We start from the raw sequence: 20484 nt of genomic DNA on the forward strand, positions 1-20484 counted from the left end.
GGGACGGTCGAGGAGGACCTGCGGTGAGCGAGAAGACCCCGAAGCTGCGTGCTGCGCTGGGCGGCATCCCCACCTACAAGCCGGGGCGGCCCGCGGCGGCGGACGGCCCCGCGGCCTACAAGCTGTCCTCCAACGAGAACCCCTATCCGCCGCTGCCGGGGGTCCTGGAGAGCGCGGTGGCCGCCGCCGGGGCCCTGAACCGCTATCCGGACCTGGCCTGCACGGGCCTGATGGCGGAGCTCGCCGAGCATCTCTCGGTGCCGCTGACGCATCTGGCGACCGGGACCGGCTCGGTGGGCGTGGCCCAGCAGCTGGTGCAGGCGACCGCCGGGCCCGGCGATGAAGTGATCTACGCCTGGCGATCGTTCGAGGCGTACCCGATCGTCACCCAGGTGTCCGGTGCCACCCCGGTGCAGGTGCCGCTGACCGCCGGCGAGGTGCACGATCTGGACGCGATGCTCGCCGCGATCACCGACCGCACCCGGCTGATCTTCGTCTGCAACCCCAACAACCCCACCGGCACCGTCGTGCGCCGCGCCGAGCTGGAGTCCTTCCTGGACCGGGTGCCGAGCGACGTCCTGGTGGTGCTGGACGAGGCGTACTGCGAATTCATCCGCGACGAGGAGGTGCCGAACGGCATCGAGCTCTACCGCGACCGGCCCAATGTGTGTGTGCTGCGGACCTTCTCCAAGGCGTACGGCCTGGCCGGGCTGCGGGTCGGGTTCGCGGTCGCGCACGAGCCGGTGGCCGCGGCGCTGCGGAAGACGGCGGTGCCGTTCGGGGTGAGCCAGCTGGCGCAGGAGGCGGCGGTGGCGTCGCTGCGCAGCGAGGCGGCACTGCTGGAGCGGGTCGATGCGCTGGTGGCGGAGCGGGCCAGGGTCGCCGACGGGCTGGTCGGACAGGGGTGGACGGTCCCCGAGTCGCAGGCCAACTTCGTCTGGCTGCGGCTGGGGGACCGTACGGTCGACTTCGCGGCGGCGTGCGAGCGGGCCGGGGTGGTCGTGCGGCCGTTCCCCGGTGAGGGGGTGCGGGTGACGATCGGTGAGAGCGCGGCGATGGATCTGTTCCTGGAGGCCGCGCAGGAGTTCCGCAAGTCGCTGTAACTCCTTGCGGGGCGGGCGAGTTGCCCGTGCGGCGCGGTGCTGGGGCCGCGGGTCGACCGACCCGCGGCCTCAGGCTTTGTGGACGCGGATCGGATCGCCGCCTCGGACGGTGGCGAGCAGGCGGGGGTCGCCGTCGATGCGTCCCAGCACATTGCACGGGGAGGCGAGGCGGGACTCGTCGCCCCGGGATATCGGAGTGGGGCCGTAGGGCAGTGCGAGCGCGTTGCCCTCGGTCCAGAAGGCGACCGTGCCGGGTTCGACGACCTGGCGGGCGCCGGCCTCCAGCGCGGGCGTGAGCCCGGTGTCGAAGTAGACCTCTTCGCCCCAGGTGTGGGCGGTGCCGTCGAGTGGCAGCGCGGCCAGCAGGGCCGTGGCGGTCGGGGTCTCGTCGAGGGTCGCGGTCACGTGCCCCGCGGGCCAGGAGATGCGAATCTTCATGGCCATGGATTCAACAATATGTTGAAGTTCAGCGGAAGGGCCGCGCGGTAAACGTGGAATAAACATGCATGAGCCATGGAATCTTGCGTGACGGCGGTCACGTACCCCCCTTATCGAAGGTTGAAAGCCCATGCGTAATAATGCTTGTGAATGTGAACGCGTTCACAAGCGCACGCCCGGTCTGCGTCGGTCATCGGCGCAAAAGGGACTTTGCCGTAGCCGTGGTGCAACGGCGACGTAAGGAGGAAGCGACGTGGAACTGGCGTTGGCGCCAGAGACTCTGGCGCGATGGCAATTCGGCATCACCACCGTCTACCACTTCCTGTTCGTCCCCCTGACGATCTCTCTCGCCGCTCTCGTGGCCGGACTGGAGACCGCATGGGTGCGTACGGCGAAGCAGAAGTACCTCAAGGCGACGAAGTTCTGGGGCAAGCTGTTTCTGATCAATATCGCGATGGGTGTCGTCACCGGCATCGTCCAGGAGTTCCAGTTCGGCATGAACTGGTCCGACTACTCGCGGTTCGTCGGTGACATCTTCGGTGCCCCGCTGGCCTTCGAGGCGCTCATCGCCTTCTTCTTCGAGTCCACCTTCATCGGGCTGTGGATCTTCGGCTGGGACAAGCTGCCGAAGAAGATCCACTGCTTCTGCATGTGGATGGTCTCGATCGGCACGATCCTGTCCGCGTACTTCATCCTCGCCGCCAACTCCTGGATGCAGCATCCGGTCGGCTACAAGTACAACGCCGTGACCGGACGTGCCGAGCTCACCGACTTCCTCAAGGTGCTCACCCAGGACACCACCCTGGTCGTGGCCTTCCACACGCTCACCGCCGCCTTCCTGACCGGCGCCGCGTTCATGGTCGGCATCGCCGCGTTCCACCTGATGCGCAAGAAGCACGTCAAGGTCATGCGGACGTCGCTGCGGCTCGGCCTGGTCACCCTGGTAGTCGCCGGCTTGCTCACCGCGATCAGCGGCGACTCGCTCGGCAAGGTCATGTTCAAGCAGCAGCCGATGAAGATGGCCGCCGCCGAGGCGCTGTGGGACAAGGAGGAGCCCGCGCCGTTCTCCGTCTTCGCGTACGGCGATGTCGAAAAGGGCCACAACACGGTCGCCATCGAGGTCCCCGGCCTGCTCTCCTTCCTCGCGCACAACGACTTCACGTCGCCGGTCCCCGGCATCAACGACGTCAACAAGGCCGAGCAGCAGAAGTTCGGGCCCGGCGACTACCGGCCCAACATCCCCGTTGCCTACTGGGGCTTCCGCTGGATGATCGGCTTCGGCATGTCGTCCTTCGCCATCGGGCTGGCCGGGCTCTGGCTCACCCGTAAGAAGTTCTGGCTGTCACCGGGCCTGCGTACCGGTGACGAGGAACCACCCCGGCTCGCGCTCACCAAGAACAAGCAGCTGGGCGCCCGCCTGACCAAGTGGTACTGGTCGCTCGCCTTTGTGACCCTCGGATTCCCGCTGATCGCGAACTCCTGGGGCTGGATCTTCACCGAGATGGGCCGCCAGCCCTGGGTCGTCTACGGCGTGCTGCGTACGTCCGACGCGGTCTCCCCCGGTGTCTCGCAGGGCGAGGTGATCACCTCGCTGGTCGTCTTCACCACGCTCTACGCGATCCTCGCCGTGATCGAGGTGAAGCTGCTGGTGAAGTACGTCAAGGCCGGCCCCCAGGAGCTCACCGACTCCGACCTCAACCCGCCCACCAGGATCGGCGGCGACCACACGGACGCCGACCGGCCGATGGCCTTCTCGTACTAGGAGGCGGCTGTGCAACTCCACGACGTCTGGTTCGTCCTTATCGCCTTCCTCTGGACCGGGTACTTCTTCCTCGAAGGCTTCGACTTCGGAATCGGCGTGCTCACCAAGCTCCTCGCCCGGGACCGGCGGGAGAAGCGCGTCTTGATCAACACCATCGGCCCGGTCTGGGACGGCAACGAGGTCTGGCTGCTCAGCGCCGGCGGGGCGACCTTCGCCGCCTTCCCCGAGTGGTACGCCACCCTCTTCTCCGGGTTCTACCTGCCGCTGCTGCTGATCCTCGTCTGCCTGATCGTGCGCGGCGTCGCCTTCGAGTACCGCGCCAAGCGGGATGAGGAGACGTGGCAGCGCAACTGGGAGACGGCGATCTTCTGGACCTCGCTCCTGCCCGCGGTGCTGTGGGGCATCGCGTTCGGCAACATCGTGCGGGGCGTGAAGATCGACGCGCACAAGGAGTACGTCGGCACCGTCCTCGACCTGCTGAATCCGTACGCGCTCCTCGGCGGACTGGTCACCCTGACGCTGTTCACCTTCCACGGCGCGGTGTTCGCCTCGCTCAAGACGGTCGGCGACATCCGGGAGCGGGCGCGCAGGACGGCGACCGTCCTCGGACTGCTCGCGGCCGTGACCGCGGTGGCCTTCCTGGCCTGGACCCAGGCCGACAAGGGTGACGGGACCAGCCTGGTCGCGATGATCGTCGCGGTGGTCGCGCTGCTCGCGGCGCTCGGGGCCAACCGGCTCGGCCGGGAGGGATGGGCGTTCGCGTTCTCCGGGATCACCATCGCGGCCGCGGTCGCCATGCTGTTCCTCACGCTGTTCCCGAACGTCATGCCGTCGACGCTGAACGAGAGCTGGAGCCTGACGGTCACCAACGCGTCGTCCAGTCCCTACACCCTCAAGATCATGACCTGGTGCGCCGGGATCGCCGCGCCCATCGTGATGCTCTACCAAGGGTGGACGTACTGGGTCTTCCGCAAGCGCATCGGCACCCAGCACATCGCCGACGCCCACACCGCGACGCCCACCACCTGACGGAGGTTTCACGTGAAACCGGTCGACCCACGCCTGCTCCGCTACGCCCGCGCCACCCGCCTGTTCCTTGTCGCGGTGGTGATCCTCGGGCTGGCCGGAGCGGGTCTGGTGGTCGGCCAGGCCATGCTGATCGCCGAGATCGTGGTCGGTGCCTTCCAGCACGATCTCGATCTTGGCGGCCTGACTGCGCCGGTCGCCCTGCTCGCCGGCCTCTCCGTCGGCCGCGGGTTGGTCTCCTGGCTCACCGAACTGGCCGCCCACCGTGCGAGCGCGGCGGTCAAGTCCGAGCTGCGGATGCGGCTGATCGAGCGGGCGGCACTGCTGAGCCCCGCGGCCCCTGCCCACCGCGCCGGTGATGACGCGCAGGTACCGGGCGCTCCGGACGCGGGTTCACCGGCGACGGGCACCGGTGAACTCACCACCCTCGCCACCCGCGGCATCGACGCTCTCGACGACTACTTCGCCCGCTATCTGCCGCAGTTGGGCCTGGCGGTCGTCGTCCCCGTCGCCGTGCTCACCCGGATCGTCCTGGGCGACTGGATCTCGGCACTCACCATCGTCCTGACCCTCCCGCTGATCCCGCTGTTCATGGTCCTCATCGGTTGGGCCACACAGTCACGGATGGACCGGCAGTGGCGTCTGCTCGCCCGGCTCTCCGGACACTTCCTCGACGTCGTCGAGGGCCTGCCCACCCTCAAGGTCTTCGGCCGGGCCAAGGCCCAGGCCGCGTCGATCCGGACGATCACCAGCGAATACCGCCGGGCCACGCTGCGCACCCTGCGGATCGCCTTCCTCTCCTCCTTCGCCCTCGAGCTGCTCGCGACCATCTCCGTCGCCCTGGTCGCGGTCGGGATCGGGATGCGCCTGGTGCACGGTGACCTCGATCTCTACACCGGCCTGATGGTGCTGGTCCTGGCGCCCGAGGCCTATCTGCCGCTGCGGCAGGTGGGCGCGCAGTACCACGCCGCGGCCGAGGGGCTGTCGGCCGCCGAGGAGATCTTTGCGGTGCTCCAGACGCCGCTGCCCGCGCCGGGCACCGCGCCCGCGCCCGAGGGCACCGCACTGACCGTGGAGAATCTGGTCGTCCGGCACCCCGGGCGGAGCACCGACTCGCTCCCTCCGACCTCGTTCGAGGTCCGGCCCGGCGAGACCGTCGCCCTGGTCGGCCCGTCGGGCGCAGGCAAGTCCACGCTGCTGAGCGTGCTGCTCGGCTTCACCGAACCGGCCGAGGGCCGGGCCCTGGCCGACGGCCGGGACATCGCCTCCCTGGCCCCCGACAGCTGGCGGCAGCGGATCGCCTGGGTCCCGCAGCGGCCCCACCTGTTCGCCGGCACCGTCGCCGAGAACGTCCGGCTGGCCCGTCCCGACGCGGGCGACGCGGCGGTTCGGGCGGCCCTGGCCGACGCCGGGGCGCTGGACTTCGTCGACGTGCTCCCCGACGGTGCGGCCACCCGGCTCGGCGAGTCGGGTACCGGGCTCTCCGCGGGGCAGCGCCAGCGCATCGCGCTCGCCCGCGCCTTCCTCGCCGACCGTCCGATCCTGCTGCTGGACGAGCCGACCGCGAACCTCGACGGCGAGACCGAGGAGGCCGTCGTGGCCGCGGTCCGCCGACTCGCGGCGGGCCGTACGGTCCTGCTGGTCGTCCACCGGCCGGCGCTGCTGGCGGTGGCGGACCGGGTGGTGCGGCTGGCGGGCCCGGCGCAGGTGCCGGACCCGGCGCCCGAGACTCGTATTACCGACGACAGTGACACGGTTCGTGCCGAGGACACCGGCACGGCTCGTACCGAGGACAGTGCGGCGGCGCGTAGCGGAGGACGTCCCACGGAGTCGGCCGACGCCGTCACCGCCGTCGAGGACGACGCCGTGGACCTTCCCGACGGTGACCGCTCCGCGCCCGCCCTGGCCCGGCTACGTCACCTGGCCCGCGCTCGCCGGGCCCGTTTCGCGCTGGCCCTCCTGCTCGGCAGCCTCGCCCTGGGCAGCGCGGTAGGTCTGATGGCGACCTCCGGCTGGCTGATCTCGCGAGCCGCGCAGCAGCCGCCGGTGCTGTATCTGATGGTCGCGGTCACCGCGACCCGTGCGTTCGGCATCGGGCGGGCCGTCTTCCGTTACGCCGAGCGGCTGGTCGCGCACGACGCGGTGTTCCGGATGCTCGCCGACGTGCGGGTCGCGGTCTTCCGGCGCCTGGAGCGGCTGGCGCCCGCCGGCCTCAAGGAGCGCCGCCGCGGCGATCTGCTGTCGCGGCTGGTCGCGGATGTCGATGCGGTGCAGGACCACTTCCTGCGCTGGCTGCTGCCCGTCGGCGCGGCCGTGCTGGTCGGCGCGGGTGCCGTCGGGTTCACCAGCCGGCTGTTGCCGGAGGCGGGCGCGATTCTCGCCGTGGGACTGCTGCTCGCCGGCGCCGGTGTGCCGTGGCTCTCGGGCGCGCTGGCCCGGCGGGCGGAGCGTCAACTGGCACCGGCCCGCGGGGTGCTGTCCACCCGTGTCGTCGATCTGCTCACCGGTACGGCCGAGTTGACCGTCGCCGGCGCCCTTCCGGCTCGTACGGACGCGACCCGGCGGGCGGACCGCGAGCTGACCCGGATCGCCTCCCGGTCCGCCGCTGCGGCCGGCGCCGGCGCCGGACTCTCCGCGCTGCTGAGCGGGCTGACCGTCGCCGCGGCCGCGGTCGCGGGTGTCCAGGCCGTACACACGGGCCGCTTGGACGGGGTGGCGCTGGCCGTCGTCGTGCTCACCCCGCTGGCCGCGTTCGAGGCGGTGGCAGGGTTGCCGCTCGCCGTGCAGTACCGCCAGCGCACCCGGCGCGCCGCCGAGCGGGTCTTCGAGGTGCTGGATGCCCCGGCGCCGGTTCACGAACCGCAGGCGCCGGCCACCGCCCCCACGACGCCGTTCCCGCTGGCCGTGAGGGATCTGACCGCACGCCATCCCGGGCAGGCCGGGCCGGCGCTGGACGGTGTCAGCCTCACCCTGACGGCCGGCAGGCGGCTGGCCGTCGTCGGCCCCTCGGGGTCGGGCAAGACCACGCTGGGGCAGGTGCTGCTGCGCTTCCTGGACCGGGAGGCCGGGGCATACACCCTCGCCGGGACGGACGCCCAGGCCATGGACGGGGACGCGGTCCGGCGGCTGGTGGGGCTGTGCGAGCAGGACGCGCACCTCTTCGACAGCTCGCTGCGGGAGAATCTCAAACTCGCGCGCAGGGGCGGTCCGGACGCCGTCTCCGGCGACCGGGACCTGTGGGACGCGCTGGAGCGCGCGCGGCTGGCGCACTGGGTCCGGGGCCTGCCCGACGGCCTGGACACCATGGTCGGAGAGCACGGCGCCCGGCTGTCCGGCGGCCAACGCCAGCGCTTGGCGCTGGCCCGTGCGCTGCTTGCGAACTTCCCGGTGCTCGTCCTGGACGAGCCCGCCGAGCATCTCGACCTGGCCACCGCCGACGCGCTGACCGCCGATCTGCTGGCCGCGACCGAGGGCCGTACGACGCTCCTGATCACCCATCGGCTCACCGGTCTCGACGCGGTCGACGAGGTGCTCGTGCTGGACCGCGGCCGGGCCGTGCAGCACGGTCCCTACGCGGAGCTGGCCGCGGCCGACGGCCCGTTCCGGCGGATGCTGGAACGGGAGCGGGCGGTCGATGCGGCATACGGAGCGGGGCCGGCACCGGTCGGCGTCCCCGTATGAGCGTCCGGCCCGTACACCGGCGCTTCGCCCATAACCGAACTTTCCCGTGAAATGGGCGCTTATTAGGCTCATGGCATGGCAGCCACGACAGGACCCCCGGACCCGGCGGACAGTGCGGCGTCGGAGGCGCCACCGGCCCCCGACCCCATGGAGGCGGCCACCGAGGCCACCCGCAGCCTCCAGGGCCTCTCGTCCGAGCTGACCGCACGGATCCCGCAGCTGCTGGAGGCGATGCGCACGGTCGGTGCGGGGCTCGATCTGCATGTCACCCTCGACCGGATCGTGGAGACCGCCGCGGAGCTCGCCGACGCCCGCTACGCCGCGATCGGCATCGTCGACGAGGCCGGGGAGGGACTGTCGGACTTCGTCACCTACGGCGTCACCGGGGAGCAGCACCGGCGGATCGGCGCGCTGCCGGACGGCCACAGGGGGCTGCTCGGCGCGCTGATCCACGACCCGCGGCCGCTGCGCCTCGCCGACCTCACCCAGGACTCGCGTGCGGCCGGCTTCCCGCCGCACCACCCGCCGATGCGGACGTTTCTGGGGGTGCCGATCCGGGTCCAGGGGGAGATCTTCGGCAATCTCTACCTGACGGAGAAGCGCGGCGGCGGGGAGTTCGGCGAGGAGGACCTGCACATGGTGCGGGTGCTGGCGACGGAGGCCGGCATCGCGATCGGCAACGCCAGGATGCACGCGGCGACCCGGCAGCGGGAGCGTTGGATCGACGGTTCGGTGGCGGTGACCACCGAACTGTTGGCGGGCAGCGATGTGGACGACGCGCTCGCGGTGGTCGCCGAGCAGGCGCGGCGGCTGGCGGAGGCGGCGGCCGGCATCGTGCTGCTGCCCGACGACGAGGGCGGGCTGGAGATCGTCGCGGTGTCGGCGGACGAACCCGCCGGCATCATGGGCACCCGGGTTCCGCCGGACAGCCCGGTGGTGGCGCAACTCCTGGCCGGTGAACCGGTGTTCGTGGACGATTCGGCCACCGACCCGCGCATGGTGACGCCCGTCGCGCAGCGTTTCGGCCCGAGCATGATGCTGCCGCTCAAGAGCGGCGGCCGGGTGCTGGGCACGCTCACGATCCCGCGCGGCCGCGACGCCCGCCCGTACACCGCCGCGGAGCGGACGATGGCCACCCAGTTCGCGGCCCAGGCCGCGCTGGCACTGGTGCTCGCCGACGCCCAGCGGGACCGCGAGCGGTTGGCGGTCTTCGAGGACCGCGACCGGATCGCCCGCGACCTGCACGATCTCGTCATCCAGCGGCTCTTCGCGACCGGCATGATGCTGGAGACCGCGCAGCGCAGGGCCGTGGTGCCGGAGGTGACGCAGGGCGTCGCCAAGGCCGTCGACGAGCTCGACGTCACCATCCAGGAGATCCGTACCGCGATCTTCGCCCTCCAGCAGGGCCCGGCCGAGGCGCCGTCCGGACTCCGGACCCGGGTGCTGCGCGAGATCGGCACGGCCGCCGTACCGCTCGGCTTCCAGCCGTCGGCGCACTTCGTCGGTCCGGTCGACTCCCGGGTCGGCGAGTTGACCGGCAAGAACCTCATCGCCGCGCTGCGTGAGGCGCTCTCGAACTCCTTCCGGCACGCCCAGGCGTCCCGGATCGAGGTCGTTGTCGATGCGACGGTCACGCTGCCGGACGGGTCCGACGCGGTGCGGCTGACGGTCGCCGACGACGGTGTCGGCATCACCGAGGGCGGCCGCCGCAGTGGTCTGAGGAACCTCGCCAGGCGTGCGGAGGCGCTCGGTGGTTCCAGTGCGTACGGGCCGGGGCTGGGTGAAGGGGCAGGCGGAACCAAGGTGACGTGGCAGGCGCCGTTGTGAGGAGCCGGTGCTGGTCCGTTCGGGGCTTTGGGAGCGCCGTGTGGACCTGCGCTCTGGTTATTTCTGCACATTCCGGGTCAATCTCGGCCTATGCATTCTTCGGAGTGGTGGAAGGAGCGGGGGGCAAGACGGGCGGGGGCGTGCACGGTGTGCGCGTTCGCCCTGGCGGTGTCGGCGGCGGTGGGAATCGTCGCGCCAGGTGCCCCGATGGCCCAGGCCGCGGCCACCGGGGCACCCGCGGCGGGCGGCCGCCCCGTGACCGGGCCGGACGCCACCGCGGACCGCCCGTCCCGGCACCGGCTGGCCGATGTGAGCCTGGCGGTGATCCGGCTGGGCGAGGCGGCGCGGCGGGCGGACCGCTCGTACGAAGAGCGGAACCGCGCGGCGCTGGCGGAGCGGGCCGAGGGCGTCCGGCTGCGCGGGGAGCTGGTGCGGGTCCGGAAGACGGCCGAGGTGCTGCGCCGCAGGGCCGGGGCGATCGCCGACGCGCAGTACCGCACCGGAAGCCTCGTCGCGTACACCCGGAGCGTGGCCTCGGGCGGCCGGACGCCACTGCGCCGTCAGTACGAGGAGACGGTGCGGCGGGAGCGCGCGCTGGTGGCGCGCATGGACACCGCGCGGCGTGCGGGCCGCACGCTGGCGGCCGACAGCGCGCTGGCGCTCGCCCGCGCGACGGCGCTCGCCGCGGACCGCGACCGGCTCAAGGAGGTGCGGGCACGTGCCGACCGGGGCCTGCTGTCGGCCCGGGACACCCTGCGACAGTTGGCGTCGCAGGAATCCCGCAGCGGGAAGTGCGACTCGCTTTCGGGCGAGGTGACCATGGCCGCCCGGGCCGCTGTGCGGGCGAGCACGCAGGGGACCCCCTGGACGCGCCCGGTGGAGCGCTATGTGCTGTCGGCCCCCTTCGGCGGCGCGGGCTCGCACTGGGCCTCCAGCCATACGGGCCAGGACTTCGCGGTGCCGGTCGGCACTCCCGTACGGGCCGTCGGTGGGGGCCGTATCGCGAGTCTGACCTGCGGTGACGGGTTCGGGATCAGCCTGGTCGTGCGGCACCGCAACGGCCTCTACACGCAGTACGCGCATCTGTCGGCGCCGCTGGTGCGGCCGGGCCAGCAGGTCGTGCCCGGGGAGCGCATCGCCCTCTCGGGCGACACCGGCAACTCCACCGGTCCCCATCTGCACTTCGAGGTGCGGCGGACGCCCTACCTGGGGTCGGGGGTCGACCCGGTGCCGTGGCTGCGCCACCACGGCGTACGGGTCCCAGGGGTCAGCGCGTCCGGAGGATCCGCTCGATGATCACGGCGACGCCGTCGTCGTTGTTGGAGGCGGTACGGCCGGTGGTGGCGGCGAGCACGTCGGGGTGCGCGTTGGCCATGGCGTAGGACGTGCCGGCCCAGGTGAGCATCTCGATGTCATTGGGCATGTCGCCGAACGCGACCACGTCCGAGGGCGAGATGCCGCGCTCCGCGCAGCAGCGGGCGAGGGTGCCGGCCTTGCTGACTCCGGGGCCGCTGATCTCCAGGAGGGCGGTGGGGCTGGAGCGGGTGAAGGACGCGAGTGCGCCCGCCGCCTTGCGGGCCAGGGCCAGGAAGGTGTCCGGGTCCTGGTCCGGGTGGTGCGCCAGGAGCTTGAGGACGGGCTGGCCGGAGCGCCCGGAGGAGTTCCCGAAATCCTCGGCGAGGAGCTTCTCCGCCGGCGCGACGACCGCGGCCGGGTCCCGGTGCAACGGCGGATACTCCGGCTCGTAGTGGAAACTCGTCGTGCGCTCGACCGCGAAGGAGGTCCCGGGTGCCGCGCCGCGCAGCGCGGCCACGACCTCCAGTGCGACGGCCGGATCCAGGGGGCTGACCTCGACGATGCGGCGGCCTCGGTGCAGGTCGACGACGGCCGCGCCGTTCGCGCAGATGGCCAGGCCGTGTCCGTGCACATGGTCGCTGACCACGTCCATCCAGCGGGCCGGGCGGCCGGTGACGAAGAAGACCTCGATGCCTGCCTCCTCGGCGGCGGCGAGCGCGGCGATGGTGCGGTCGGAGACCGTCTTGTCGTCGTGCAGCAGCGTGCCGTCGAGGTCGGTGGCGATCAGCCGGGTCGGCCGGGCGGGAACGGCCGGTTCGGGCGGTGTGGCGGAGGCATCGGTCACGGGCCCATCTTCGCGCACCGCGGTGCACAGGGGTGCGCTGGGGCGCACACCTGAGCCCTGGAGCGCCGCTTCCCGCCGCTTCCCGCCGGCTTTCCGTCAGCCGAGCAGGCCGGGTGCCTCGGTGGCGATCCGCTCGAACACCTTCTGGTCAGCGGCGAAGAGGGAGTCCGGGATCGGTGCGTGGACGACGATCTCGGTGAAGCCCAGCGCACGGTGCCGGCCCGCGAAGTCAACGAAGGCATCGACGGACTGAAGCGGGCGGCTGCCGTCCGGGGTGAAGCCGGTGAGCAGGACCTTGTCCAGCTCGGCGAAGTCCCGGCCGATGTCGCTGCACGCCTTCTCCAGCTTCTCCAGCTGGCCCTGGAGGGCGGCCACCGAGTCCTCGGGGGTGCCGGTCGCGGAGATCTTGGGGTCGCCGGTCGTCACCCACGCCTGGCCGTGGCGGGCGGCGAGCTTCAGGCCGCGCGGGCCCGTGGCGGCGACCGCGAAGGGGAGCCGGGGCCGCTGCACACAGCCGGGGATGTTGCGGGCCTCATCGGCCGAGTAGTGGGTGCCCTGATGCGTGACGGCGTCCTCGGTGAGGAGGCGGTCCAGCAGCGGCACGAATTCGCCGAAGCGGTCCGCACGCTCGCGCGGGGACCAGGACTCCTGGCCGAGCGCGGTGGCGTCGAAGCCGTTGCCGCCGGCGCCGATGCCGAGGGTGATCCGGCCGTCGGAGAGGTCGTCGAGGGTGATCAGTTCCTTGGCGAGGGTGACCGGGTGCCGGAAGTTGGGCGAAGTCACCAGCGTGCCCAGCCGCAGTCGCGAGGTGACCGCTGCGGCGGCGGTCAGCGTCGGCACGGCGCCGAACCACGCCTGGTCGCGGAACGACCGCCAGGACAGATGGTCGTACGTGTACGCGGTGTGGAACCCGAGCTCTTCCGCGCGCTGCCACTGCTCGCGGCCGCCCTGCTGCCAGCGGCGGACGGGAAGGATCACGGTGCTCAGACGGAGAGGGGCGCTCATGCGGTAAAGGGTACGGGCGGCGTCCGGGAAGCCTGGAGTGACCTGCGTTACGGGGGCGGGCGGTCACTCGCGGCCCGTGCTCCGGCCGGGTGGGCGCCGGCGCACCGTTTCACGTGAAACCGTCCGCCCAGCGCTTTACTCCACATATAGCGACGAAGAGGGAGAATCGGGGCAGCGGCGCAGTGCAGGGGCGCGGCGCGTGGAAGGGATGCGCGCTCGGTGTCCGGCGCTGCGGCGAGACGCGGCGCAGTGTGGAGGAGCCATGGCACAGACCCGATTCGCCCCCGACCGCGGGCTGACCTCACGCATGGTCACGACGATGTTCTTCATCGGACTGCTGTACGTCGTGATCGTCGGCGTGCTGGTGGTGCTGCTCAAGGGCGCCTGGGTGGTGGTGTTGATCATCGCGGGAGGTCTGTTCGTCGCCCAGTTCTGGTTCAGCGACCGGATCGCGGCGTTCAGCATGGGAGCGCGGGAGGTCACACCGGAGGAGGCTCCGGAGCTGCACGGTGCCGTGGACCGGCTGTGCGCGCTGGCCGATATGCCCAAGCCGCGGGTCGCGGTAGCCCATACCGATGTGCCCAATGCCTTCGCGACCGGCCGTAATCAGAAGAACTCCATGGTGTGCGCCACGACGGGGCTGCTGCGGCGGCTGGAGCCGGAGGAGCTGGAGGGCGTGCTCGCACACGAGCTCTCGCATGTCGCGCATCGCGATGTCGCCGTGATGACCATCGCGTCGTTCCTCGGCGTGCTGGCCGGAATCATCACCCGAGCCGCTCTGTGGAGCGGAGTCGGGCGCAACAACCGCGACCAGAACGCGGCCATCGCCGTACTGATCGTCACCGCTGTCAGTGTGGTCGTCTACGCCATCAGCTTTCTGCTGACCCGGCTGCTGTCCCGCTACCGGGAGCTGTCCGCGGACCGCGCCGCCGCGATGCTGACCGGCCGCCCGTCGGCCCTGGCCTCGGCGCTGACCAAGGTCACCGGCCAGATGGCGAGGATCCCGACCGAGGATCTGCGCAAGGCCGAGCCGTTCAACGCGTTCTACTTCGCCCCGGCGTTCAACAAGGAGAGCTTCAGCCGACTGCTGTCCTCGCACCCCACCCTGGAACAGCGGCTGGACCAGCTCGCCAGGATCGCGGCGCAGCTGGGGCGGCCCTGAGGCCCCGGCGGCGATCCGACCGGGCCAACCCGTCAGAATCCGTCAGCGAGTGAAGAGAGCAGGCCGCGCATGGGATTTCTGGACGCCATTCTGGGCCGCAGCAAGCCGGTCCGGCCCGATCTCGACCAGCTTTTCGCCCTGCCGTCGGCTGCCGTGACACTGGAGGCCGCGGCCGGGTTCGTGCCCACCGGCCGGGGCTCGGTGTGTTTTGCGAGCGTCGAGGGCGGGGTGTTCTCGCGCATCCAGGAGGAGGCGCAGGGGCTGCTGGGCGGGGCGGTGGAATTCACCCAGGACGCCTACGACTACACCTGGCTGCTGGCCCGGCAGGCGCCGGACGATGTGGCGGGCCTGGTCAACGACCTCCACGCGGTCAACACGTCGCTGGAGGAGGCCGGGTTCGGGCCGCAGCTGCTGTGCTCGCTGATCGGCTTCCGTGACGGGCGGGACCGGCCACTGGCCCTGGTCTACCTCTACAAGCGCGGCACGTTCTATCCGTTCGCGCCGCAGCCGAACGGTGGTGAGAAGCGGGACAATCCGCTGGAGCTCCAGGTGCGGGCGATGCTCGCGGACGATCTGACGATCGAGAAGGATCTGTCGCGGTGGTTCCCGGTGTGGGGGGCGCCCGGGCTCTGACCTGGGATGTCGTCCGGGTCAGCCCGGAAAGCGGAGGAACTGCGGGGGTACTTCGGCGGTGAGCCAGACGCCGTTGGCGCTGACCTGGAAGAGATGGCCGGCCCTGTGCATCGCGGCCGCATCGACCGTCAGCACCACGGGTCGGCCGCGCCGGGCGCCCACCCGCGTCGCCGTCCCGCGGTCGGGTGAGAGGTGGACGGCGTGCCGGGCCATCGGTCGCAGCCCCTCGTCCCGTATGGCGTCGAGGCTGCGGGCCGCCGTGCCGTGGAAGAGATGCGCGGGCGGCACGGCCGGCGGCAGACCGAGATCGACGCTGACCGTGTGGCCCTGGTTGGCGCGGATGCGGTCGCCCTCGATCGCGTAACGCCGCTTGTCGCTCTCGGCGACCACCTTCGCCAACTCGGCCTGGGAGAAGTGGAATCCATGCCGTGCAGCCGCCTCGATCAGCTCCGACACCGCCACCCAGCCATGGGTGTCGAGGACGATGCCGATGCGCTGCGGCTCATGCCGGAGATGTCGTGCCAGGTATTTCGAAATGCGCACGGAGCGCTGGGTGTTCATGCTTCCAGGGTGCCGCCCTGCTCGCCCGGGGGCACCTGATTTCCGGGGCGGGTGCCCTGCCCGCGCTCGCCGCCGCCGGCCGTGGTGACCTTGGCGCGGCCCACCTCCTCGGCGGCCCAGCGGGCCCACTCCTCCTGCATCGCCGTCTGGCGCAGGCCGTACTCCAGGGCGAGCCGCCCGTAGACCGAGATCATGTCGTCGTCCCATGGGATGTTCTCGTCGAGGCGCTCCAGGGCGCCGTGGGAGCGGGATGCGGCCTCGGCGCGGGACAGCAGGTAGGTACGGGCCTCCAGCGGGGTGAGGACGCCGAGGAAGAAGACCCGCAGCAGGCCGTCGACGCGAGGGGGGCCGCTGGGCTCGACGTCGATGAGCCAGTGCCGCAGCTCGGCGAGCCCGTCGTCGGTGATCGCGTACTCCTTGCGGCCGCGCGGGCCTTCCGCGATGACCTCGGCCATGCCCGCGGCGGTGAGTTTGCCCAGCTCTCCGTAGACCTGGCTCTGCGTGGCGGGCCAGACGTTCGCAAGGGAGACGTTGAACGTCTTCATCAGGTCGTAGCCACTGGCGGGAGCTTCGGCCAGGAGGCCCAGCACGGCATGTCTCAGACTCATGACCGGCACTTTACCTTCCACAGTTGACACGTCAAAGACGCACCTTCTATGTTCGACATGTCAACAGTGGAATGTGCGTCCGGGTGGTCCCGGAGCGAGCCGGGCGGCCTGCCGGGCCCGCCCCGGCGGGCCGGGATGTCGGGAAGAGGGGGATCATGAGCTATCTGCGGGGCTTCATTCCGTGGCTGGTGTTCGCGGGCGTGGGGTCGTTCGGCTGGCAATGGGGGGCGCTGGCGGCGCTGGTGGTCTCGGTGGGGCTGCTCATCGCCGACCGGGCCGCGGGCCTCTCCTTCGGCTCCCGACTGCTGGAGTACGGCACGATCGTGTACTTCGTCGCCCTGGCGGCGTTGGCCTTTTCCCGGCCCCACAGTGACCTCCGGCTGTACGGCGGCGCCCTCTCGATGGGCTGGCTGGCACTCATCGCCTGGGTGTCCCTCGCCGTTCGCCGCCCCTTCACGATGGCGATCGCGCGCCGGATGGCCCCGCCGGAGGTATGGCACACCCCGCTGTTCCGGCGGATCAACGTCGTGCTCACCGCCGCCTGGGCGCTCTCCTTCACCCTCTGTGCGGCCGCCCAGGCCGTCATCACCGCCGAGCAGCTGGGCACGTTCGCCTCCCTCGCCCTGCAGATCGCCGGATTCGTCCTTCCCGCCCGCTTCACCGCCTGGTACCCGGACCGCGCCCGTGCCCGGTTCCTGCGCGAGCAGTCCGGTGCGCGGCCCGATCTCCAGGAGGCATAACGCCATGGCCACCACGACGCCGAACGCCGCAGCCGAATCCTCGGCTCCCGCACCCCACCTGGCCGGCAACTTCGCCCCGGTGCCCGACGAACTGACCGCCTACGACCTCCCGGTCACCGGCACCATCCCACCCGAGCTCACCGGCTGGTTTCTGCGCAACGGCCCCAACCCGCGCGACGCCGCCTCGCGGCACTGGTTCTTCGGCGACGGCATGGTGCACGGCCTGCGCCTGGCGGACGGCCGGGCCGTCTCATACCGCAACCGCTGGGTACGCACCGCCACCTTCACCGACGACGCCCGCGTCGTGGACGACCACGGCGGCCGCAATCTGCGGGCCGGCGTCGCCAACACCCACATCGTCCGGCACGCCGGCCGCACCCTGGCACTGGTCGAGTCGTCCTTCCCGTACGAGGTCGACTGCCGCCCCGGCCGCGAGCTGGAGACCATCGGCGCCCATGACTTCGGCGGCCGGCTCACCACCGCCATGACGGCGCACCCCAAGACCTGCCCCACGACCGGCGAGCTCCACTTCTTCGGCTACGGCCACCAGTCGCCCTATCTCACCTACCACCGGGCCGACGCGGCAGGGGAGTTGGTGGTCAGTCGCCCGATAGACGTACCGGCGCCGACGATGATGCACGACTTCCATCTCACCGCCGCCCACGTCGTCTTCATGGACCTCCCGGTCGTCTTCGACCTCTCCCATCCCGGCATGCCGTACGCCTGGCAACCGGAACACGGAGCCCGGCTGGGAGTGCTGCGCCGTGACGACCCGTACGGCCGGGTGCGATGGCTGCCCATCGACCCCTGCTATGTCTTCCACAGCCTCAATGCCCACGACGACGGCGCGCACCGCATCATCCTCCATGTCGCCCGCTACGCGGCATACGGCAAGGAAAGCCCCGCGCATCTGTGGCGCTGGACGATCGACCTCGAGACCGGCACGGTTGCCGAGGAGCAGCTCGACGACCGGTTCTGTGAGTTCCCCAGGATCGACGACCGCCTCGCAGGTCTGCCCGCCCGCTACGGCCACGCCATTTCCGGCGAGCTTCCCGGATCCGACCCGATACCAGGTGCGCTGCTCCGCTACGACCTCCGGTCCGGCGCCGTGGTCCGGCACGACTTCGGTCCCGGTCGCACCCCGTCCGAGGCGGCCTTCGCCCCGGCCGACGACCGCCCTGGCGGGCCCGGCTGGCTGATCACCTACGTGTACGACGCGACCACCGACACCAGCGATCTCGTCATCCTCGACGCGGAAGACATATCCGCCGATCCGGTGGCGACGGTGCATCTGCCGCAACGTGTGCCGTACGGCTTCCACGGCAACTGGCTCCCGGATCCTGCTGGTTGAGAGCGCCGGTGCGCCGCGTATCGGGCTGCCAGGGCAGGGGCGCCACCCGGGGCATGGGCGCGGAGTGAGGCCGGTGTGGTGTCACCCGGTGGTGTCACCCGGTGTGGCGTCACCCGGTGTGGTGTCCTCCGCCCTGGCTCCTCCGCCCCGGCTCCTCCGCCCCGGCTCCTCCGCTCTTCGGCCGCTCGCCCTCTGGCATATGGCCTGCCCCCCGGCGCCGTCAACGTTGCTCGGCACCCCCGCCGTCAACGCTGCTCGTTGCGTCCCGTTCGTTCGAGGCAGTCAGCGCATCCATGGTGCGGGCTTGGACCTCGCGTTGGGTGGCGGCGGTGATGAAGGCGACCACGTTGTCGGGGCCGACCAGCTCCCGTACGGCCTGGAGGGTGTCGGCGGGGAGTGCCACGGGATCCGGTCCGGGGGCGGGGCGGGGGGCGACGGCCGGACCGGAGGCGAGCCTGGCGGCAGGAGCAGGAGCAGGAGCAGGAGCAGGGGCAGTGGCAGCGTCGGGCTCGGGGCCGCCGGGGGCGTGACCCGTCCCCGCCGCTTCCGCATCCCGTTCGCCGGCTCCCCACAGCTCTCCCGGTAGCGCCTCGGCAAGATGGCGCCGGAGGTAGCGGGTGGCCAAAGTGCGCATGGCGCGGGCCAGTTCGGCGTCGACGGTCTGCTGGGCCAGGGGGCGCAGACGTCGGACGAGGGCGGCGGCCTCCGCGGCCTCGGCTTCGGTGGGCGGGTGGTCCAGGAACGGCTGGAAGATGTGCTCGGAGGTGAAGTCGACGAAGCGGGCGGCGATGTGTTCGACGTGGCCGCGTACCTCCCGCAGGTGTCCGGAGATGGCCAGCAGCGGGACACCGGCGGAGTGGAGTTCGACGGCGACCGCGAGTTCCCGCGGGCTGGGCACGAGGAACTCCCCGTCCTGGCCAGGGACGTGTTCCAGGACGCCGAGCTCGACGGCCTCGGACACCGCGTCCTCGTCGGAGGTGCCGCCGAAGGCGGTGTCCAGGTCGGCGCGGCTGATGCGGCCTGCCTTCTCGTCCGTCCACGGCCCGTCGATCTCGGCGACCAGCCCGAGGACGCCGCCGAGGTCGAGTCCCGCGTCCCAGGCGGCCAGGAGCTCCTTGATGCTGGCCAGGGTGTAGCCGCGGTCGAGCAGGTCGGCGATCTGCCGCAGCCGGGCCAGGTGGGCGTCGCCGTAGACATTGGCCCGGCCGCGGCGTTCGGGGCGGGGGAGCAGCCCGCGGTCCTGGTAGCCGCGGATCGTCCGGACCGTGGTGCCGCTGAGATGGGCCAGGTCCTCGATGCGGTACTCGGCCGCCGGCGGCTGCTCGGTCACTGCGGTGCTCCTCACAAGCCCGATGGTGGTCGCGTGTTACGGGAGGGCCGCCCGGCCCACTGCGCCCGCCGCGGCCCGGGCGGCCGGGGAAGCTGCCAGGTAGGCGACGGCCGTGCGCAGCGACCCTTCCTGCGAGGGATGGTACGACCGCCGCAGATACCGGGGTATCGCCGCTCCCAGCTCACGCCAGGTGGGCAGCAGCCCCTTGGCCACGGCGCGGTGGTGCGCACGCAGCGAGTAGCGGGAGCGGGTGGCGAGCCGCGGGTCGTGTCGGAGGAGGTAGGAGGCACCCCAGGCCCAGAGGTGAAGGAGGACGGGGGTCGTGATGGACATCCCCAGCACGCGGCGCAGGTAGCGGGCGGGGTCACTGCCGGCGGCGTGCTGGTACATATCGAAGGCGACGGCACGGTGCTCGACCTCTTCGGCGCCGTGCCAGCGCAGCAGGTCGAGCATGACCGGGTCCGGGGCCGCGCGGTCGAGTCCGTCTGCGGCCAGGACCCAGTTGCCGAGCACGGCGGTGAACTGCTCGATGGCGGCGACGAGGGAGAGCCGGAAGCGCAGCCACTCCTGTGCGGGGAGCGGTATGCCGAAGGGCGGTCGCTCGCCCAGGAGGTGCTCGAAGAGGAAGTCGACGTGCCGGGTGTACGGGCCGGTGTCCAGGCCCTGGTGGGCCAGGTGTTCCAGCACATGGGCGTGTTGGACGCTGTGGGTGGCTTCCTGGCCCATGAAGCCTTTGACGTCCTTGAGGAGTTCTTCGTCCCGGACGAGTGGGAGAGCCTCCTTGAAGACCTTGACGAACCACCGCTCGCCGGCGGGCAGCAGCAGATGCAGCACATTGATGACGTGGGTGGCGGTGGGTTCGTCGGGTATCCAGTGCAGCGGCGTCCCGTGCCAGTCGAACGACACCCGGCGCGGTGTGACGGGGTGGTGCTCCGGCGGGGGTGATGTGCCCATGTGCGCCTCCTGCGGTGCGCAGTTGTCTCCTGTATCTCCCTGTATCTCCTGGAGCCCTCGTGTACCTGGAGCCCTCGTATACCTGGAGTCCCGGGACCCCCGGGACCCCCTGGGCCCCTGGATACCTGTAACTCCCGTGTGTCTTCCGGGCCCCTTATGTCTC

At 71.4% G+C, this 20484-nt stretch carries 17 protein-coding genes; 10 read left to right on the top strand and 7 right to left on the bottom strand.

Annotation, left to right across the window (positions count from 1 at the left end; genetic code table 11):
* Positions 1 to 23: 23 nt before the first annotated feature.
* Positions 24 to 1103, top strand: coding sequence for a histidinol-phosphate transaminase (gene hisC, locus ACGFML_RS18435; protein WP_393544876.1), 1080 nt, complete (start codon positions 24 to 26; stop codon positions 1101 to 1103).
* A 69-nt stretch (positions 1104 to 1172) separates the two neighbouring features.
* Here hisC and ACGFML_RS18440 read toward each other — a convergent pair whose 3' ends face one another.
* Positions 1173 to 1541, bottom strand: coding sequence for a cyclophilin-like fold protein (locus ACGFML_RS18440; protein ID WP_393545578.1), 369 nt, complete (start codon positions 1539 to 1541; stop codon positions 1173 to 1175).
* A gap of 253 nt (positions 1542 to 1794) precedes the next feature.
* Between ACGFML_RS18440 and ACGFML_RS18445 the strand changes: the two genes are divergently transcribed.
* The 5 genes from ACGFML_RS18445 (at position 1795) to ACGFML_RS18465 (ending at position 11133) form a co-directional block, all read left to right on the top strand.
* Entirely contained in the window at positions 1795 to 3303 is a 1509-nt protein-coding gene (locus ACGFML_RS18445) for a cytochrome ubiquinol oxidase subunit I (RefSeq protein WP_393544878.1), read from the top strand.
* A 9-nt stretch (positions 3304 to 3312) separates the two neighbouring features.
* Positions 3313 to 4332, top strand: coding sequence for a cytochrome d ubiquinol oxidase subunit II (cydB, locus tag ACGFML_RS18450; RefSeq protein WP_393544879.1), 1020 nt, complete (start codon positions 3313 to 3315; stop codon positions 4330 to 4332).
* A 12-nt stretch (positions 4333 to 4344) separates the two neighbouring features.
* On the top strand, positions 4345 to 8010 hold the full coding sequence (gene cydD / locus ACGFML_RS18455; RefSeq protein WP_393544881.1) for a thiol reductant ABC exporter subunit CydD: 3666 nt from the start codon (positions 4345 to 4347) through the stop codon (positions 8008 to 8010).
* Between the two features lie 147 nt (positions 8011 to 8157).
* Positions 8158 to 9837 carry a GAF domain-containing sensor histidine kinase gene (locus ACGFML_RS18460; protein ID WP_393545580.1) on the top strand — a complete coding sequence of 560 codons (1680 nt, stop codon included), beginning with the start codon at positions 8158 to 8160 and terminating at the stop codon, positions 9835 to 9837.
* 207 nt (positions 9838 to 10044) lie between these two features.
* A complete protein-coding gene (locus ACGFML_RS18465; RefSeq protein ID WP_393544883.1) occupies positions 10045 to 11133 on the top strand; it encodes a M23 family metallopeptidase in 1089 nt (362 codons plus the stop codon).
* On the opposite strand, the gene ACGFML_RS18470 is transcribed toward ACGFML_RS18465, so the two are convergent.
* Together ACGFML_RS18470 and ACGFML_RS18475 are read right to left on the bottom strand one after the other, a co-directional pair.
* On the bottom strand, positions 11105 to 11977 hold the full coding sequence (locus ACGFML_RS18470; RefSeq protein WP_393544884.1) for a Cof-type HAD-IIB family hydrolase: 873 nt from the start codon (positions 11975 to 11977) through the stop codon (positions 11105 to 11107). The genes ACGFML_RS18465 and ACGFML_RS18470 overlap by 29 nt on opposite strands.
* A 96-nt stretch (positions 11978 to 12073) precedes the next feature.
* Positions 12074 to 12982 (bottom strand): LLM class flavin-dependent oxidoreductase, encoded by a 909-nt coding sequence (locus ACGFML_RS18475; RefSeq protein WP_393544885.1) that lies wholly within the window; start codon positions 12980 to 12982, stop codon positions 12074 to 12076.
* Positions 12983 to 13244: 262 nt separating this feature from the next.
* On the opposite strand from ACGFML_RS18475, the gene htpX reads away from it, so the two are divergent.
* Positions 13245 to 14144, top strand: a complete 900-nt coding sequence (gene htpX / locus ACGFML_RS18480; RefSeq protein WP_393544887.1) for a zinc metalloprotease HtpX — start codon at positions 13245 to 13247, stop codon at positions 14142 to 14144.
* Positions 14145 to 14213: 69 nt separating this feature from the next.
* Positions 14214 to 14777, top strand: a complete 564-nt coding sequence (locus tag ACGFML_RS18485; protein WP_393544888.1) for a hypothetical protein — start codon at positions 14214 to 14216, stop codon at positions 14775 to 14777.
* Positions 14778 to 14795: 18 nt separating this feature from the next.
* Here ACGFML_RS18485 and ACGFML_RS18490 read toward each other — a convergent pair whose 3' ends face one another.
* Both ACGFML_RS18490 and ACGFML_RS18495 read right to left on the bottom strand, forming a co-directional pair.
* Entirely contained in the window at positions 14796 to 15338 is a 543-nt protein-coding gene (locus tag ACGFML_RS18490; RefSeq protein ID WP_393544890.1) for an RNA 2'-phosphotransferase, read from the bottom strand.
* Positions 15335 to 15946 carry a PadR family transcriptional regulator gene (locus ACGFML_RS18495; RefSeq protein ID WP_393544891.1) on the bottom strand — a complete coding sequence of 204 codons (612 nt, stop codon included), beginning with the start codon at positions 15944 to 15946 and terminating at the stop codon, positions 15335 to 15337. The genes ACGFML_RS18490 and ACGFML_RS18495 overlap by 4 nt, the downstream gene beginning before the upstream one ends.
* Before the next feature lie 155 nt (positions 15947 to 16101).
* Here ACGFML_RS18495 and ACGFML_RS18500 point away from each other — a divergent pair, with 155 nt between their 5' ends.
* Both ACGFML_RS18500 and ACGFML_RS18505 read left to right on the top strand, forming a co-directional pair.
* On the top strand, positions 16102 to 16686 hold the full coding sequence (locus ACGFML_RS18500) for a hypothetical protein (protein WP_393544893.1): 585 nt from the start codon (positions 16102 to 16104) through the stop codon (positions 16684 to 16686).
* A 4-nt stretch (positions 16687 to 16690) separates the two neighbouring features.
* Entirely contained in the window at positions 16691 to 18037 is a 1347-nt protein-coding gene (locus ACGFML_RS18505) for a carotenoid oxygenase family protein (RefSeq protein WP_393544895.1), read from the top strand.
* 220 nt (positions 18038 to 18257) lie between these two features.
* Here the strand turns inward: ACGFML_RS18505 and ACGFML_RS18510 are convergent, their stop codons facing one another.
* Together ACGFML_RS18510 and ACGFML_RS18515 are read right to left on the bottom strand one after the other, a co-directional pair.
* A complete protein-coding gene (locus ACGFML_RS18510; protein ID WP_393544897.1) occupies positions 18258 to 19367 on the bottom strand; it encodes a MerR family transcriptional regulator in 1110 nt (369 codons plus the stop codon).
* A 36-nt stretch (positions 19368 to 19403) separates the two neighbouring features.
* Positions 19404 to 20321 carry a metal-dependent hydrolase gene (locus ACGFML_RS18515; protein WP_393544899.1) on the bottom strand — a complete coding sequence of 306 codons (918 nt, stop codon included), beginning with the start codon at positions 20319 to 20321 and terminating at the stop codon, positions 19404 to 19406.
* Between the last annotated feature and the right edge of the window lie 163 nt (positions 20322 to 20484).

This window comes from Streptomyces sp. NPDC048650, from assembly GCF_043199095.1.
Taxonomy (GTDB): Bacteria; Actinomycetota; Actinomycetes; order Streptomycetales; family Streptomycetaceae; genus Streptomyces.

What these genes read in the sequence shown, in the direction of transcription:
- ACGFML_RS18440 (WP_393545578.1), bottom strand. Translation starts at nt 1,541, where the DNA reads ATGAAGATTCGCATCTCCTGGCCCGCGGGGCACGTGACCGCGACCCTC.
- ACGFML_RS18460 (WP_393545580.1), top strand. Translation starts at nt 8,158, where the DNA reads ATGGAGGCGGCCACCGAGGCCACCCGCAGCCTCCAGGGCCTCTCGTCC.
- ACGFML_RS18465 (WP_393544883.1), top strand. Translation starts at nt 10,045, where the DNA reads ATGGCCCAGGCCGCGGCCACCGGGGCACCCGCGGCGGGCGGCCGCCCC.
- ACGFML_RS18475 (WP_393544885.1), bottom strand. Translation starts at nt 12,982, where the DNA reads ATGAGCGCCCCTCTCCGTCTGAGCACCGTGATCCTTCCCGTCCGCCGC.
- htpX (WP_393544887.1), top strand. Translation starts at nt 13,245, where the DNA reads ATGGCACAGACCCGATTCGCCCCCGACCGCGGGCTGACCTCACGCATG.
- ACGFML_RS18485 (WP_393544888.1), top strand. Translation starts at nt 14,214, where the DNA reads ATGGGATTTCTGGACGCCATTCTGGGCCGCAGCAAGCCGGTCCGGCCC.
- ACGFML_RS18490 (WP_393544890.1), bottom strand. Translation starts at nt 15,338, where the DNA reads ATGAACACCCAGCGCTCCGTGCGCATTTCGAAATACCTGGCACGACAT.
- ACGFML_RS18495 (WP_393544891.1), bottom strand. Translation starts at nt 15,946, where the DNA reads ATGAGTCTGAGACATGCCGTGCTGGGCCTCCTGGCCGAAGCTCCCGCC.
- ACGFML_RS18500 (WP_393544893.1), top strand. Translation starts at nt 16,102, where the DNA reads ATGAGCTATCTGCGGGGCTTCATTCCGTGGCTGGTGTTCGCGGGCGTG.
- ACGFML_RS18505 (WP_393544895.1), top strand. Translation starts at nt 16,691, where the DNA reads ATGGCCACCACGACGCCGAACGCCGCAGCCGAATCCTCGGCTCCCGCA.
- ACGFML_RS18515 (WP_393544899.1), bottom strand. Translation starts at nt 20,321, where the DNA reads ATGGGCACATCACCCCCGCCGGAGCACCACCCCGTCACACCGCGCCGG.